The 14,424-nt window shown below is 74.0% G+C and carries 10 protein-coding genes; 1 reads left to right on the top strand and 9 read right to left on the bottom strand.

Going from position 1 to position 14,424, the window contains the following annotated elements; all coding sequences use genetic code 11:
• Nucleotides 1–46 precede the first annotated feature (46 nt).
• Nucleotides 47–2,158, bottom strand: coding sequence for a DNA gyrase/topoisomerase IV subunit B (locus ABTY61_RS27720; RefSeq protein ID WP_350507807.1), 2,112 nt, complete (start codon nt 2,156–2,158; stop codon nt 47–49).
• A 538-nt stretch (nt 2,159–2,696) separates the two neighbouring features.
• Here ABTY61_RS27720 and ABTY61_RS27715 point away from each other — a divergent pair.
• A complete protein-coding gene (locus ABTY61_RS27715; protein ID WP_350507806.1) occupies nt 2,697–2,930 on the top strand; it encodes a DUF7455 domain-containing protein in 234 nt (77 codons plus the stop codon).
• 334 nt (nt 2,931–3,264) lie between these two features.
• Here the strand turns inward: ABTY61_RS27715 and ABTY61_RS27710 are convergent, their stop codons facing one another.
• From ABTY61_RS27710 to ABTY61_RS27675, 8 genes are all read right to left on the bottom strand, one after another.
• Complete coding sequence (locus tag ABTY61_RS27710; protein WP_350507805.1) at nt 3,265–4,167, bottom strand: S1 family peptidase; 903 nt, start codon at nt 4,165–4,167, stop codon at nt 3,265–3,267.
• Between the two features lie 216 nt (nt 4,168–4,383).
• Nucleotides 4,384–6,030, bottom strand: coding sequence for an RNA polymerase sigma factor (locus ABTY61_RS27705; protein ID WP_350507804.1), 1,647 nt, complete (start codon nt 6,028–6,030; stop codon nt 4,384–4,386).
• Nucleotides 6,031–6,619: 589 nt separating this feature from the next.
• Nucleotides 6,620–7,552 carry a FadR/GntR family transcriptional regulator gene (locus ABTY61_RS27700; RefSeq protein ID WP_350507803.1) on the bottom strand — a complete coding sequence of 311 codons (933 nt, stop codon included), beginning with the start codon at nt 7,550–7,552 and terminating at the stop codon, nt 6,620–6,622.
• 163 nt (nt 7,553–7,715) lie between these two features.
• Nucleotides 7,716–8,621, bottom strand: a complete 906-nt coding sequence (locus ABTY61_RS27695) for a hypothetical protein (RefSeq protein WP_350507802.1) — start codon at nt 8,619–8,621, stop codon at nt 7,716–7,718.
• Between the two features lie 3 nt (nt 8,622–8,624).
• The gene (locus tag ABTY61_RS27690) at nt 8,625–10,097 is read right to left on the bottom strand and encodes an ATP-binding cassette domain-containing protein (RefSeq protein WP_350507801.1); all 1,473 of its coding nucleotides are present in this window, start codon (nt 10,095–10,097) and stop codon (nt 8,625–8,627) included.
• A 159-nt stretch (nt 10,098–10,256) separates the two neighbouring features.
• Nucleotides 10,257–10,592: a hypothetical protein gene (locus ABTY61_RS27685; RefSeq protein WP_350507800.1), complete on the bottom strand. Its 336-nt coding sequence runs from the start codon at nt 10,590–10,592 to the stop codon at nt 10,257–10,259.
• Nucleotides 10,593–10,746: 154 nt separating this feature from the next.
• On the bottom strand, nt 10,747–11,505 hold the full coding sequence (locus ABTY61_RS27680; protein WP_350507799.1) for an NUDIX hydrolase: 759 nt from the start codon (nt 11,503–11,505) through the stop codon (nt 10,747–10,749).
• Nucleotides 11,506–11,728: 223 nt separating this feature from the next.
• Nucleotides 11,729–13,852: an amylo-alpha-1,6-glucosidase gene (locus tag ABTY61_RS27675; RefSeq protein ID WP_350507845.1), complete on the bottom strand. Its 2,124-nt coding sequence runs from the start codon at nt 13,850–13,852 to the stop codon at nt 11,729–11,731.
• Between the last annotated feature and the right edge of the window lie 572 nt (nt 13,853–14,424).

The following is a 14,424-nucleotide window of genomic DNA, read 5'->3' as shown; positions in this document are numbered from 1 at the left end:
CGAAGGGCCCTCCACCCGTGGGTGGAGGGCCCTTCGCCCGGCCGGGTCAGGCGTCGATGCGGGAGCGGTCCAGGGTGGCCGCCGAGTCCACGATGAACTCCTTGCGCGGGGCGACGTCGTTGCCCATCAGCAGGTCGAAGATCCGCTCGGCCTGCTCGAGGTCGCCCAGGTTGATCCGGCGCAGGGTGCGGTGGCGCGGGTCCATGGTGGTCTCGGCCAGCTGGTCGGCGTCCATCTCGCCCAGACCCTTGTACCGCTGCACCGGCTCCTTCCAGCGCTGCCCCTTGCGCTGGAACTCCAGCAGGGTGGAGCGCAGCTCGGCGTCGGAGTAGGTGTAGTGGTACTTCTCCTGGCCGCGCTTCGGGTTGGTGAGCTCGATCCGGTGCAGCGGCGGGACGGCGGCGAAGACCCGGCCCTGCTCGACCATCGGCCGCATGTACCGGTGGAAGAGGGTCAGCAGCAGGGTGCGGATGTGCGAGCCGTCGACGTCGGCGTCGGCCATGAAGATCACCCGGCCGTAGCGGGCCTGGTCGATGTCGAAGGTGCGGCCCGAACCGGCCCCTATCACCTGGATGATCGCGGCGCACTCGGCGTTCTTGAGCATGTCGCTCACCGAGGCCTTCTGCACATTGAGGATCTTGCCGCGGATCGGCAGCAGCGCCTGGAACTCGGAGTTGCGGGCGAGCTTGGCGGTGCCGAGCGCGGAGTCCCCCTCGACGATGAACAGTTCGCTGCGGTCGACGTCGTCGCTGCGGCAGTCCGCCAGCTTGGCGGGCAGCGAGCTGGTCTCCAGCGCCGTCTTGCGGCGCTGGGCCTCCTTGTGCTGACGGGCGGCGACCCGGGTGCGGGCGGCGGCCACGACCTTCTCCAGCACGGACCGGGCCTGCTGCTTCTGGTCCTTCTTGGCCGAGGTGAGGAAGGCCTTGAGCTCCTTGGCGACGACGGCCGCGACGATCCGGTTGGCCGCCGAGGTGCCGAGCACCTCCTTGGTCTGGCCCTCGAACTGCGGCTCGGCGAGCCGGACGGTGACCACGGCGGTGAGGCCCTCGGTGGCGTCGTCCTTGGTGATGTCGTCCTCGGCGACGCGCAGCAGCTTGCTGGCGCGCAGCACCTCGTTGACGGTCTTGGCCAGCGAGCGCTCGAAGCCGGTGACGTGGGTGCCGCCCTTGGGGGTGGCGATGATGTTGACGAAGGAACGCAGGGTGGTGTCGTACCCGGTACCCCAGCGCAGCGCGATGTCCACCCCGAGGTGGCGGGTGACCTCGGTGGGGGTCATGTGGCCGAGCTCGTCCAGGACCGGCACGGTCTCCTTGAAGGTGCCCTCGCCCTGCAGCCGCACCACGTCGCTGACCGGCTTGTCGGGGGCCAGGAACTCGCAGAACTCGGCGATGCCGCCGTCGTAGTGGAAGACCGACTCCTCGACCTTCTCGCTCTCGGTGAGCCGCTCGTCACGCACGACGATGGTCAGACCGGGGACGAGGAAGGCCGTCTGCCGGGCGCGGTTGTGCAGGTGCTCCAGGGAGAGCTTGGCGTCCTTGAGGAAGATCTGCCGGTCGGCCCAGTAGCGGATCCGGGTGCCGGTGCGGGTCTTCGGCACCTTGCGGGTCCGGGTCGTGCCGTTGGCGGGCTCGAAGGGCGCGTCCGGGCTGGCCTCGGTGAAGATGCCGGGGGTGCCGCGGCGGAAGCTGATCGCGTGGGTGTGGCCGCTGCGGTCGACCTCGACGTCCAGACGGGCGGAGAGCGCGTTGACGACCGAGGCGCCGACGCCGTGCAGACCGCCGGAGGCCGCGTACGAGCCGCCGCCGAACTTGCCGCCCGCGTGCAGCTTGGTCATCACGACCTCGACGCCGGACAGCCCGGTCTTGGGCTCGACGTCGACCGGGATGCCGCGGCCGTTGTCGCGGACCTCCACCGAGGAGTCCGGGTGCAGCAGGACCTCGATGCGGTCGCAGTAGCCGCCCAGCGCCTCGTCGACCGAGTTGTCGATGATCTCCCAGAGGCAGTGCATCAGGCCCCGGCTGTCGGTGGAGCCGATGTACATGCCGGGGCGCTTGCGGACGGCCTCCAGGCCCTCCAGGACGAGCAGGTGCCGCGCGGTGTAGTTGGAACCGTCGTCGCCGGCCAGCAGCGCGGACGGCACGGTCGTTTCGGCACTCACGCGGCACTCTCCTCGGTGAAGTTCTGTCTCATCGGTCACATCCGGACGCATCCGGACCAACCGCCAGTGCAGCACGCCGCACCGACAGTCGTCGCTCTGTGTGCTCGCGCCCCTGCGACGGGTGCACAGCACGACGGGCCGGCCCCGCGCAGCTTGTACGCGCTGCGCGAACAAGCACCGCGCCCGGGTGTGGGCCCCGGGGGCGCCATCTCCTCCCGGTACCACCGGTCCTGGCGGATCGTGGGGTCCGGCACAGGCTCCGGAACTGCCGTTATGCAGGCTACCGGGGCCCGGGACGGGGCTTATGCTCCAACCCGGCAGAGGATTATGCTACGCGGACCTCGACCCCGGTCCCGATCGGACGTTCGAGGCACGGGCGGATCCCGGGATTCGGTACGCATGAACCACCGACGCCCGGGGCACCTCCTCATCAACACAGCAGAATCCTCAGAGAAGAAAAGCCACGAGCGGGAACGTTTTCGGCCTGGTTGGATGTTGACCCTGGTACGACAGCTCGTCGAGCTAGAGAAGAGGCGACGTGACTACTGTTCTGACACCTGCGAGCCCGCTCACCGCGGCTGACCGCTGCGACCGCTGCGGCGCCCAGGCCTACCTGCGCGTCGTACTCGCCAGCGGCGGAGAGCTGCTCTTCTGCGCCCACCACGGCCGGAAGTTCGAGCCGGAGCTCAAGAAGATCGCCGTGGAGATACAGGACGAGAGCGGCCGTCTCACCACCAGCACCAACGCGACGGCCGCCGAAGAAGAGCGCTGATCCCAGGCGCCATCACCAGCAGCCAGCGCCGAGCTGTGTCCGGCCGCGCACCGCGCGCGACCGGGGAGCCGGGTGACCGGCCCCTTCGGGGGCCGGTCACCCGGCTCCGATGTTCTCCTGGCCGTTCTCCCGCGTTCGCCCCCGCGCGGGCCGTCGGCAGCGTTGTCCTGACGGTCTCGCGGCGGGCCGGAGCCGAAACGGCATCAGAACGTCAGCACGCCATCACCCGCGGCGACGCCCAGAGCACCGAGTACCCAGAGCACCGGACCCTCAACGCACCGTACCCTCAGAGCATCGGGCACTCGGAGCACGGGGCACTCAGAGCACGGAGCACTCAGAGCGCCGAGCGCACCGCGTCCGTGACCGAGGACACCCTGGTGTACACCCCCGGGTGCGCCGCCTCCGCGCAGCCCGTCCCCCAGGACACCAGCCCGACCAGCCGGCCGGCCACGATCAGCGGCCCACCGCTGTCGCCCTGGCAGGCGTCCTTGCCGCCCTTCTCCGCGCCCGCGCAGACCATCCCGCGAGCCTCGAACTTGCCGTCCGCCCCGCCCGGGTAGGCGTGCGCACAGGTCTGGTCCGCGACGATCGGCACGTCCACCCGGCGCAGCACCGGCGAGTAGTCGCCCCGCCCGCTGGTGTCTCCCCAGCCGTAGACCTGCGCGGCGGTCCCGGCCGCGTACGGCCCGCTCTCGCCCTGGCCGACCAGCTCGACCACCGGCCGGGAGCCCTGCGACTCGTCCAGGGTGAGCACCGCGACGTCGTTCATGTTCGCGGCGTAGCTGTAGTCGGGGTGGATCCAGACCCGCTGGACCGGCACCTCACGGCCGGCCGAGCCGCGCATGTCGTCCCGGCCGACGATCACCTTCAGGCCCGGCCGGTCCACCCGCCCCTTGGACTCGTCGTAGAAGCAGTGCGCGGCCGTCACCACCTTGGTCGGGGTGACCAGGGCGCCCCCGCAGAACTGGCCGGAGCGCCCGCTGCCGAACTGCGGGCGGCTGGCCAGCGCCACGATCCACGGATGGTCCGCGGTGCTCACGGTGCCGCCCCCGACGACCCGGCGCTGTGCGTCGGCGGGGCCGGCCGCCCCGAGCGCCACCAGCGGCACGGGGGCGGCCGCGAGCAGCGCCAGCAGGGCGCCCCGCCGCCGCAGGCGGCGACCCGTCCGGGCGGCGGCCGGGTCGCCCCGGCGGGGGTCGGGGGTCGGCAGGTCGGCTCGGTCCGGGTCGGTCAGCACCGTGACTCCACAAGGCTCGGCAGCAGGCAACCGGCACAGCGTAGGTGATCGACTACACTGCGCGACCGCTTCCCCGTATGCCACCACCCGGACGAGCGACAAGCACCACCCGGACGCTGACAGACCGCCCCCGAACGGCCCGAAGGCCCGGAACCGTGGGGTTCCGGGCCTTCGTCTCGCACTGTCGCCGGTCGGGCCGACCGGTCGATCCGTCGATCAGTCCAGGTAGTCGCGCAGCACCTGGGAGCGGGACGGGTGGCGCAGCTTCGACATGGTCTTCGACTCGATCTGGCGAATGCGCTCACGGGTGACCCCGTAAACCTTGCCGATCTCGTCGAGCGTCTTCGGCTGGCCGTCGGTCAGGCCGAAGCGCATCGAGACCACGCCGGCCTCGCGCTCGGACAGGGTGTCCAGCACCGAGTGGAGCTGCTCCTGGAGCAGGGTGAAGGAGACCGCGTCGGCCGGGACGACCGCCTCGGAGTCCTCGATCAGGTCACCGAACTCGCTGTCGCCGTCCTCGCCCAGCGGGGTGTGCAGCGAGATCGGCTCGCGGCCGTACTTCTGGACCTCGATGACCTTCTCGGGGGTCATGTCGAGTTCCTTGGCCAGCTCCTCCGGGGTGGGCTCGCGGCCCAGGTCCTGGAGCATCTGGCGCTGGACGCGGGCCAGCTTGTTGATGACCTCGACCATGTGCACCGGGATGCGGATGGTGCGGGCCTGGTCGGCCATGGCGCGGGTGATCGCCTGGCGGATCCACCAGGTGGCATAGGTCGAGAACTTGTAGCCCTTGGTGTAGTCGAACTTCTCGACCGCACGGATCAGACCGAGGTTGCCCTCCTGGATCAGGTCCAGGAACAGCATGCCGCGACCGGTGTAGCGCTTCGCCAGCGAGACCACCAGGCGGAGGTTGGCCTCCAGCAGGTGGTTCTTGGCCCGGCGGCCGTCCTCGGCGATGATCTCCAGCTCGCGCTTGAGCTTGGGGGCGAGCTTGTCGGCGGCCGAGAGCTTGTCCTCGGCGAACAGGCCGGCCTCGATGCGCTTGGCGAGCTCGACCTCCTGCTCGGCGTTGAGCAGCGGGACCTTGCCGATCTGCTTCAGGTAGTCCTTGACCGGGTCGGCGGTGGCACCGGCGACGGCGACCTGCTGGGCCGGCGCGTCGTCCTCGTCGTCGTCGGAGAGGACGAAGCCCTGCGACTCCTCCTCGGGCTCCGCCTCCTCGCCCGCCTTGTCGCCGGGCAGCGCGACATCCTCGAGCAGCTCCTCCTCGCCGATGAGCTCCTCGTCGCCCTTGCCGGCCTTGGCGCCGGCGGTCTTCTTGGCGGCGGTCTTCTTGGCCGGGGCGGCGGTCTTCTTGGCCGCGGCCTTCTTGGCCGGGGCGGCGGTCTTCTTGGCCGGAACGGCCTTCGCCTCGGCGACGACGGTGGTCGTCTCCAGGGCGGTGATGTCGGCGGACACGGTGGGGGCGGGCGCCGCGGCAGCGGCGACGGCCGGAGCCGCGACGGGAGCGCCGGGGGCGATCCGCACGGGCGGCTTGGTCGGGGCCGACGGAGCGGCCGGGGTCCGGGTGGTGACAGCCTTGGTGGCGGTGCGCTTGGTGGGGCTCTTGGCAGCAACGCTCTTGCGCTTGGCGCCAGCCGGTTCGGCCGCGCTGACCATGAGGTCCACCCCCTCCTCAATCAGCACCTGGTTGAGGCTGCGCATGACGTTCTTCCACTTGGTGACCGGGATCTGGTCCGCCTCGAACGCCTGGCGCACGTCGTCACCGGCGATCTGCCCCTGGGCCTTGCCCCGCTCGATGAGCGCCAGCAGAGCCGCGGACTCGGCGATCTCGGGGGGAAGCGAACGGGATGTGCTGGCCGACACGAACAACCTCTCGGACGATGAGTGGACTCGAACCCGTACCGGCCGCCCGAGCGGGCGGGGAAGGAGATCGCGCGTCGGACGCGCGGTGTCGATTCCGACCGACTCGGGCTTGAGGACTGGGTTTGCAGGACGGCAGCAGCGCCGCGGACCAACACAGCATTCTGACATGTTGGAGTATTCCGGAGCTGCTCCCGCTCAGGAGACATCGCTGCTACTCGTCAAGTGTTACGCATGGCCTTCGTGTCGCGGGTCACACCGCACGGCGCCCGCGGCCCGGGGCCGACATCCATCATCGCGCACTCGCGCGGAACCTGTTGTCATGGCCGGGACATGAGCTGGCGGGGGCTTCGCGGGGGAGCTCGCGGGAGCTTCGGCGGGCTTCGGTGGGCTTCGGCGGGCTTGGCGGGTGGGTCGCGCGGGCTTGGTGGGCTTCGCGGTGCGCTCGGCATGGGCGTCGCGTGGCCGTCGCGTGGCCGTCGAGGGGTGCCGCGTCCGCACGAAGGCCCCCCGGCTGCGCCGCGCGGTGCGGCCGGAGGGCCCTGGCGGAGCGGACCACGCAGTGCGGGCCCGCTCGCGGAGAACAGCCCGCTCAGTGCTCCCGGGGGGCGGGGACGGAGGGCTCCATCTCGGGGTGGACGGTGAGCAGCGCGCGCATCGCGGCCTCGCCCGCGGTGCCGTCGCCGGTGCCCAGCGCGTCCACCAGCCGGGCGTGCAGGCTGACCGAGGACTCGGAGGCCCGCTCGCAGGAGATGGTCGGACCGCCGGAGACCTGGAGCGCGCAGGAGACGATCCCGGACAGGTGCTCCAGCATCCGGTTGCCGGCCATCTGCAGGATCAGGCCGTGCAGCTCGGCGTCGGCCCGGGTGTAGGTGGACAGGTCGGCCTGGGCGGCGGCGTGGCCCATGATCTCGACCAGCTCGACCAGGCGCTGCTGGACGTCCTCCCGGCCGTGGCCGGCCGCGAGCCGGGCGGCCAGCGGCTCGATCGCCCAGCGGAGCTCGAACAGCTCCCGGCGCTGCTCGTCCCGCTGCGGACCGAAGGCCCGCCACTCGATGATGTCCGGGTCCAGCAGGTTCCAGTCGCCGACCGGGCGGACCCGGGTGCCGACGTTCGGGCGGGCGCTGACCAGGCCCTTGGCCTCCAGCACGCGCAGCGACTCGCGGACGACGGTCCGGGACACCTCGAACCGCTGGCCGATCTCCTCCGGCACGAGCGGACGGTCGGCGCCGAGGTCGCCGGAGACGATCATCTGGCCGAGCTGCTGGACCAGCTGGCCGTGCAGACCGCGGCCGCGGCTGCTGGTGGTCTTGCGGCCGACCCGGGAGATGTCGGACTCGGCGCCCTCCCAGCGGGGCACCGGCGGCGTCGGCCGGTCGGCGTACGAGAAGCGGTCCAGATCGCCGGGGCCGTGGATCGGCCCGTCGGCGGAACGGGCGGGGGTCATGGTGGGGTGCGCAAGGGTACTCACGCCTCCTTTGTCGGCGATCGGCAGGCGCAGCTTGAGAATTCTCGTGAAAAGCACACGAAAGGGTGATCGGCCGTGACTGGATAATTGACTTCTTATCAGGAAGAACCGCGCATTAAGGCCACTGCTGGTCGATCTTGGTGCTTCGGGACAGCGCAACGCCCGGGCGGCGGATCCCGGGGGCGGACGGCCGCCGCCCCCGGCGCGGGCGGGTGGCGGGCTACATCGAACGCCGGCGGGCCTGGACGAGCAGGGCTGCCAGCAGCAGGGCCGCCGCAGGGGCCGCGACCGCCGCGAGCAGTGCCGGATCCGTCAACGCCGCGCTCCCGGCCGCCGCCTCGTGCGCTCCGCCGTACACCCAGCCGTAGGCCCACTCGATCCCGGACTGGAAGGGCAGCAGCTCCGCCGCCCTGGTCGGCCACGGGCGGCCGGTGCGGCGCAGCAGCAGGGCGACACCGGACTCCAGCAGCGGCGGCAGCGCGCACAGCAGCAGCACCCCGGCGGCGGCGCTGCGGGTCAGCGAGGCGGTCAGCACGCCGGTCCAGGCCGCCACCACGGTCAGCAGGACGAAGGCCAGCAGCGCGGCCGGCACCCCGTGCCCGGCCAGCGGCGCCAGCGGGGCGAACGGGCCCGACAGGCCGGCCGACCCGCTCGGCCCGACGGCGCCCAGCGCCGCGGAGACCCCGTCGGACAGCGCGGCCGGATCCGTCCGGGCCGCCACCGTCACGCCGCCCGGAAGCGCGAGGTGCACGGCCACCAGGTCGACCAGCAGGGTGGTCAGCGCCAGCAGCGCCGCCACCGGACCGACCACCACCAGCTTCGCCAGCAGCAGCCGCACCCGGCGCCCGTAGGCCACCTGCGAGGCCGCCAAACCCGGGTGGCGCACCTCGTGCCCGTAGGAGAGCGCGCCCAGCACGCCTGCGCCGAGCGCCGCGAAGGGCAGCGGGATCAGCGGGACGGCGGCGGTCAGCAGCCGCACCCCGGCCGGGCCGGCCAGCGGGCCGGGCGGGGCCTGGCTCGCCAGGACGGCGGCCACGACCGCGTCGCAGAGCAGGACGGCGGCGAGCAGCAACCAGGTGGAACGCAGGCCGCGCAGGCGGCGCAGCTCGTAGGCCAGGACACGCACGGTTCACTCGCTCCGGTGGTCGTCGGGGGTGGCGGGGGCGTTGTCGGTGGTGACCCGGCCGAGGCGGACGGTGTCGTCGGTGAGCAGGTCGGCGGCGCTCTCCCGGCGGCGCGCGGGCTCGTTCCCGGGAGTGGGTTCCGGGCTGGGCGCGGGCTGTGGGTGGGGCGCGGGCGCGGTGCGGGCCGGCTCGACCGGGAGGGGCGCGGCAGCCGGGGTGGGCTGGTCGCGGAAGAGCCGGTCGACGGCGACGGTTGGGGTTGAGGTGGGGGCAGGGGCAGGGGCAGGGGCGAGGGCGGGGGCGGTCTTCCGGGTGGTGGCCGCGAGGACGGGCAGGGCTGCCGTCACAGCGGCGACGGGGAGCGCGCGGGTGCTCCGGACGGTGTCCTCGCGGGAGCGGCCCTCCGTGGCGGGCTCCGGAACGGTGGCTCCCCGGAGGACTGCCTCGGGGGCGGTGGGCTGCCGGAGCGGACCGGGGCTGGCGTCGGGGTTGGACTCGGGGTCGGGCCCGGGGTCGTACTCGGGCTGCGCGGCCTCCGGTTCCGGTTGGACCAGGAGGTGGCCGGAGCGTCCGGAGGCGACCGGCAGGGCGGCCCGGGGTGCCGGCTGCTCGACCACCCGGTCGGCCAGCTCGTGCAGCAGGATCCCGTGGCGGTAGGCGAGTTCACCGATCTCGGTGCGGTCGATGCCCGCCACCGCGATCCTCGCGCCCCCGTCCCGGCGGACCTCGGCCCCCTGGCTGACCAGCAGGTCCGCCAGCCGCGCCATCTGCGGTCCCCGGACGGCCACTTCGGGGCTGAGCCTGGTCCGGCAGAACTCCGCGACCGGCTGGTCGGCCACCATCCGGCCGCGGTCCAGGGTGACCACCCGGTCTCCGAGCTGGGCGGCCTCCTGCGGGGTCCGGGTGGTCACCAGCACCGTTCCGCCCGCGACGGCGAAGGAGCGCAGGAAGGAGTGGAACCACTCGACGTTGCGCAGGGACAGGCCCTCGGTCGGCGTGTCCAGCAGCAGGGTGCCGGGGTCCGCGAGCAGCGCGGCGGCCAAGGAGAGCCTGCGGTGCATCCCGGACGAGAAGGTGCGCAGCCGCTGGCCGGCGACGGCGGCCAGCCGGGTCTGCTCCAGCAGCTCGTCGGCCCGCCGGGCCGGGACGCCGACAGCCGCGGCCAGCATCCGGAGGTGGCCGCGGGCCTTGCGGCCCGGGTTCCCGGACAGCGCCGCGGCGCCCTCCCCCGGCCCCGGCAACAGCACGCCGACCTCGCGCTCGGGGCGGCGGATCCGGCGGTAGGTGCGGCCGTCGAAGAGCGTGATGCCCTGACCGCGTTCGAGTTCGAGCATCAGCCGCAGCGCCGTGGACTTGCCCGCCCCCTCGTCGCCGAGCAGCACGGTCACCATCCCGGGCCGGGCGTCGAAGGTCAGATCGAGCACCGCGGGCGGGGCGCCCTTGCGGTGGACCTTGGTCAGTCCGGTGATCTGGATCATCGCTGGCTGCTCCCATGCCCTCGGCCGACCTGCTCGACGCCAGCACATTAGGGGTCAGCACCGCCGATTCCGGGCATTACCGAACCGCCACGGGCCCACCGCCCGCCCACCTCACCCGATCAGGGGAAAATCCGATCCTCCGTTTCACGGGGGAGGCGCCTACGACCGGCCGGCCGCGCCCCCCGTTCCCGGGCCGGAAGCCGGGGCGCCTGTCGTCAGGAATTCCGTGGCACCGGCAGGGAGCGGCCGGTCGACACACTCCCCCTGGTACTCCTCGACCGCCGACTTGCCCGCGACGGCGGTCTCGGCCAACTGCTCCTGCTCCGCGCTCAGCCTCTCCTCCACCGAGGCGATCGTCTGCGGGTCGGCGCGCGCGGCCTTCAGGGCGGCCAGCTGCTTCTCGGTGCGGTCGGTGGCCGTGGTGAGGTTCTTGAAGTCCGCCACGAGGCTTTCGATGATGCTTCGCTGCCGGGCGCAGTCGTCGCTGACGGCCATCACGGGGCTCCCAGGGTCCGAAGGCCTTCGGTCCGGCGACCGAAGCGTCCACCGTCACTGTGCGCCGAGGGCACCCCGCCGGCCTCCGGACCGGGGCCGTTCGGCGGTCGGCGGTCGGGGGTCAGGGGTCGGTGGCCGGTACGGGGCTGGCGACTCAGGAGTCGGGGCGCAGCATCGGCGGGTTGAGGACGGTCGCGCCGCCGGCGGTGAAGAGCTGCGCCGGGCGACCGCCCTGACGGGTGGTCGTGCCGCCGGAGGGGAGCAGGAAGCCGGGCGTGCCGGTGACCTTGCGATGGAAGTTGCGCGGGTCCAGGGCGACGCCCCAGACGGCCTCGTAGACGCGACGCAGCTCGCCCACGGTGAACTCGGTCGGGCAGAAGGCGGTGGCCAGGGAGGAGTACTCGATCTTGGAGCGGGCGCGTTCCACGCCGTCGGCGAGGATCAGACCGTGGTCGAAGGCCAGCGGGACCCCGTCGGCCGGGTTCTCGCCGAGGAGTTCGCTCACCGGGGCCCAGCGGGCGCTGCTGGCGTCGCCGCCCGCTCGGGGGGTCGGCAGGTCGGGGGCGAGCACCAGGTAGGCGACGCTGACCACGCGCATCCGGGGGTCGCGCTGCGGGTGGCCGTAGGTGGCGAGCTGCTCCAGGTGGGCACCGGCCGCGCCGGGCCCGACCGCCTCGTGGCCGGGGGCGGAGTGGGCGCGCAGGCCGGTCTCCTCGGCCAGCTCGCGGGAGGCCGCCTCGGCCAGGCCCTCGTCCGGGCGGACGAAGCCGCCGGGCAGCGCCCAGTACCCCTGGTAGGGCGGCTCACCCCGTCTGACCAGCAGGGCGCAGAGCGAGTGGTCGCGCACCGTCAGAACCACCAGGTCAACCGTGACTGCGAACGGGGGGAAGGCCGACGGATCGTAGCGCGACATGGCGACGATCATAGTCGTCTCTCTGACGATAAGCACAGGCCCGTGCGAGGAGCGCACAGCGCCGGTGACCGCGGCTGCCCGGCACGGTTCGCGCACGGGCGGCCGGAACCGCGGGTCGTCGTACCCGCTGATCAGGCGGCCGCGGCCGGGCCCGGCATCAGTGGTCGGTGTCGACAGGAAGTGTCGGCAGGCGGTGTCGGCAGGCGGTGTCGACAGGCCGGTGTCAGCGGGCGACCAGTTGCAGGTCCGCGGAGGCCTCCTCGACCATCGCCACGCCGATCCGGCTCACCCGCACCGAGAATGGCTCCCCCGCAACCCGCAGGCCGGTCAGTTCGAGTTCGCCGAGCGGGGCGGTGCTGGCCGGACGGACCATGACGCGGCCGCCCGGGACGTCCGGCCGGACTCCGGCGAGCGCGAACACGGCGTGGACGGCTCCAGCCGCGGAGACCGCCGCCGGGCGGCAGGCGGCCGGGTGCGGCACCGGTGGGCAGCCGGGGGTGCGCTGTTCACCCGCGTACATCTCCGGCAGCCGCCCTTCGAAGTGGGCGGACGCGGCGAGCAGGCCCTCCAGCAGGGTGCCGGCCTCGTTCTCGTGGCCGGCCTCGGCGAGTCCGGCGATCGCCAGCGCGGTCTCGTGGATCCGCACCGCGCCGCCACGGTGGCCCAGCGGGTTGAATCGCGGGGACTTGGCGCTGAGCGTTCGCAAGCCCCAGCCGCTGTCGAGCTCGGGCGCGACCAGGCGCTGGGCGAGCAGCCGGGTGCGCTCGCGGTCCAGCAGGCTCTCGTGCCGACCGCCGTCGCCGGCGAGCCCGGTGTCGAGCAGGTGCACCAGGGAGGAGGCGACGGCCGGCAGCGGCTGGCCGCCCGGGGCCAGTCCGGCGGCGGGGCGACCGCCGGAGAGGTCGTCGATCCAGAACCGCTCGCGGAAGCGCCCGCGCAGCCCGGCGGCCCAGTTCCGCCAGTCCCCGGCGCCCGGCCGGCCGAAGGCCTCCAGGAGCTCGGCGCCGTGCAAGGCGGCGCGGTGGGCCTGCGCCTGGACCTCGGCGCGGGCGGCGACCGGCTGGGCGGCGCGGTCCTGCACCGGGCGGCTCAGGTCGGTGACGAAGCCGTCGACCAGGCCCGCGCGCAGGGCGGCCAGGGCCCGCTCGGCGGCCGGGAGCAGCTCGACGACCTCCGCCCGGGGCAGGCCCCAGCGCCAGGCCTCGGCCAGCACGGTGACGAACAGCAGGGTGGCCTCGGTGGCCGTGCAGGTCGGCGGCAGCTCGGGGCCGCCGTGCCGCAGGGCGCCGGGCAGCAGGCCCTCGGTGCGGCCGGGGGCGGGGGCGAGCTGCTGCCGACGGGCCAGCGCGCGCAGGGTGCCGCCCGCGAGCCGGGTGCCGAGCGGGAGGGTCAGCCGGGCGGCCCAGAGCGCGTCGGCCGGGGCCAGACCGAAGCGCCAGGGCGCGCCGGAGGCCGGGTAGAGGTCGGTAGGGCGGTCCGGGTCGGCGAACAGCAGCCCGCCGAGGGCGTCCAGGGAGCGGTCGACCAGCAGAGCCGCGCGCAGGTCGTCGCTGCGCACCTCCGGTTCGGCCCAGGGCAGCGGGACACCGGTGCCGCGCCCGCCCGGCGGGCGCGGGCCGCCGGGGGCGGTCTCCAGCTCGGCGCGCAGCTCGACCGACCAGCGGGCACCGGGCTGGACCTCCAAATCCCAGCGGAGCACCCCGGCCCCGGCGAGGACGGCGTGCGGGGAGGGCTTGGCGCTGACCACGGCGCTGTGCACCGGGCCGGACCAGCGCAGCCCGGCGGACTGCACCTGGCCGGGCAGGTCCGGCGGGCGGTGCCCGGCGGCGATCTCGGCGACGGGGCCGAGGTCGGTACCGAGGGCGATCTCCAGCGGCAGCCGGGCGGGCCGGGCGCCGGTGTTGCGCACGGTGACGGTCTCCACGCCATCGGCGTGGCGCAGCCGCTCGACGGTGAGCGCTGGATCCGGGTCCAGGTCGCCGGGGAGGCGGACGGCACCGAGGAAGCGGGCCTGGGCGGTGCTCGTCAGGGTGCCCTGGAGCGGCAGCGGCTCCATGCCGCCCAGCCGCAGCTCCATCCGGGCCAGCACCCGGACCCCGTTGCGGTAGAGGCCGTGCAGGCCCTGGCCGCGCAGCTGGCCGTCCGGGCCGGAGGCGGCCATTGCGGGGGCGTTGACGCAGAGCAGCGCGTGGTGGACGGCCGGGGGCTGCGGGCGCGGCGGGGTCGCGGGCCGTCCGAGGCCGACGGGTGCGCCTGCGGGCCCGGCCGCCGGGAGCTGGTCGGGGCGGCCGACCGGTCTGGGCGCGCCGACCACGCTCTCGGCCGGCATGGCCTGTAGTGGCCTCATGGCGGTCACCGGACTCTCCTCCCCTCGGCGGTCCGGTGGCCGGTCAGGCCGGTGGGCCGCGAGCATGCTCGGTCGCGTGCTGTTGGTGCCCGGCCGACGGGGTCGCTCCCGTCGGCGGGTGTGCCGTGTCTGGCCGTACCCGGCGTTGGGCCGTGCCATGCGGTGTGCGGTACCGGGCCGGTACCGGCGCTCCGCGCCTTTCGCGTCGGGCACCTCATCGTGCCCGGCACATCCTCAGGTCCGGCGCCCCGGCCTGCCGGTGACGCCCCGCCCCGCGCCCCGTGGCCGCCGGGTCGACGGTCGCACCCGGCCCGGCCCGGCCATCGGACGGCCACCCGGGACCGGGCCGCATCCGAACGCCGTCCGCGCGCAGGGCCCCTGGGGTGAACGCCACGCACCGCCGCCAGGTCACGCCCGCCGGGGCCGCCACTGGTCAGGTCCGGTCCGTCGGGCGGTCGTGCCACCACTGCCGGGCCGTCACCGGAGGCCTCGTCAGGGGGCGGCGGCGCCGGTGGCCCGAGCCGGGCTCCGGCGCCCGGAGCGGGGGCCGGGTCGCGGCCGGCCGCGCAGTC

This window comes from Kitasatospora sp. NPDC096128 (assembly GCF_040303105.1).
Taxonomy (GTDB): Bacteria; Actinomycetota; Actinomycetes; order Streptomycetales; family Streptomycetaceae; genus Kitasatospora.
This window is presented reverse-complemented; position numbering and strand designations above follow the sequence as displayed.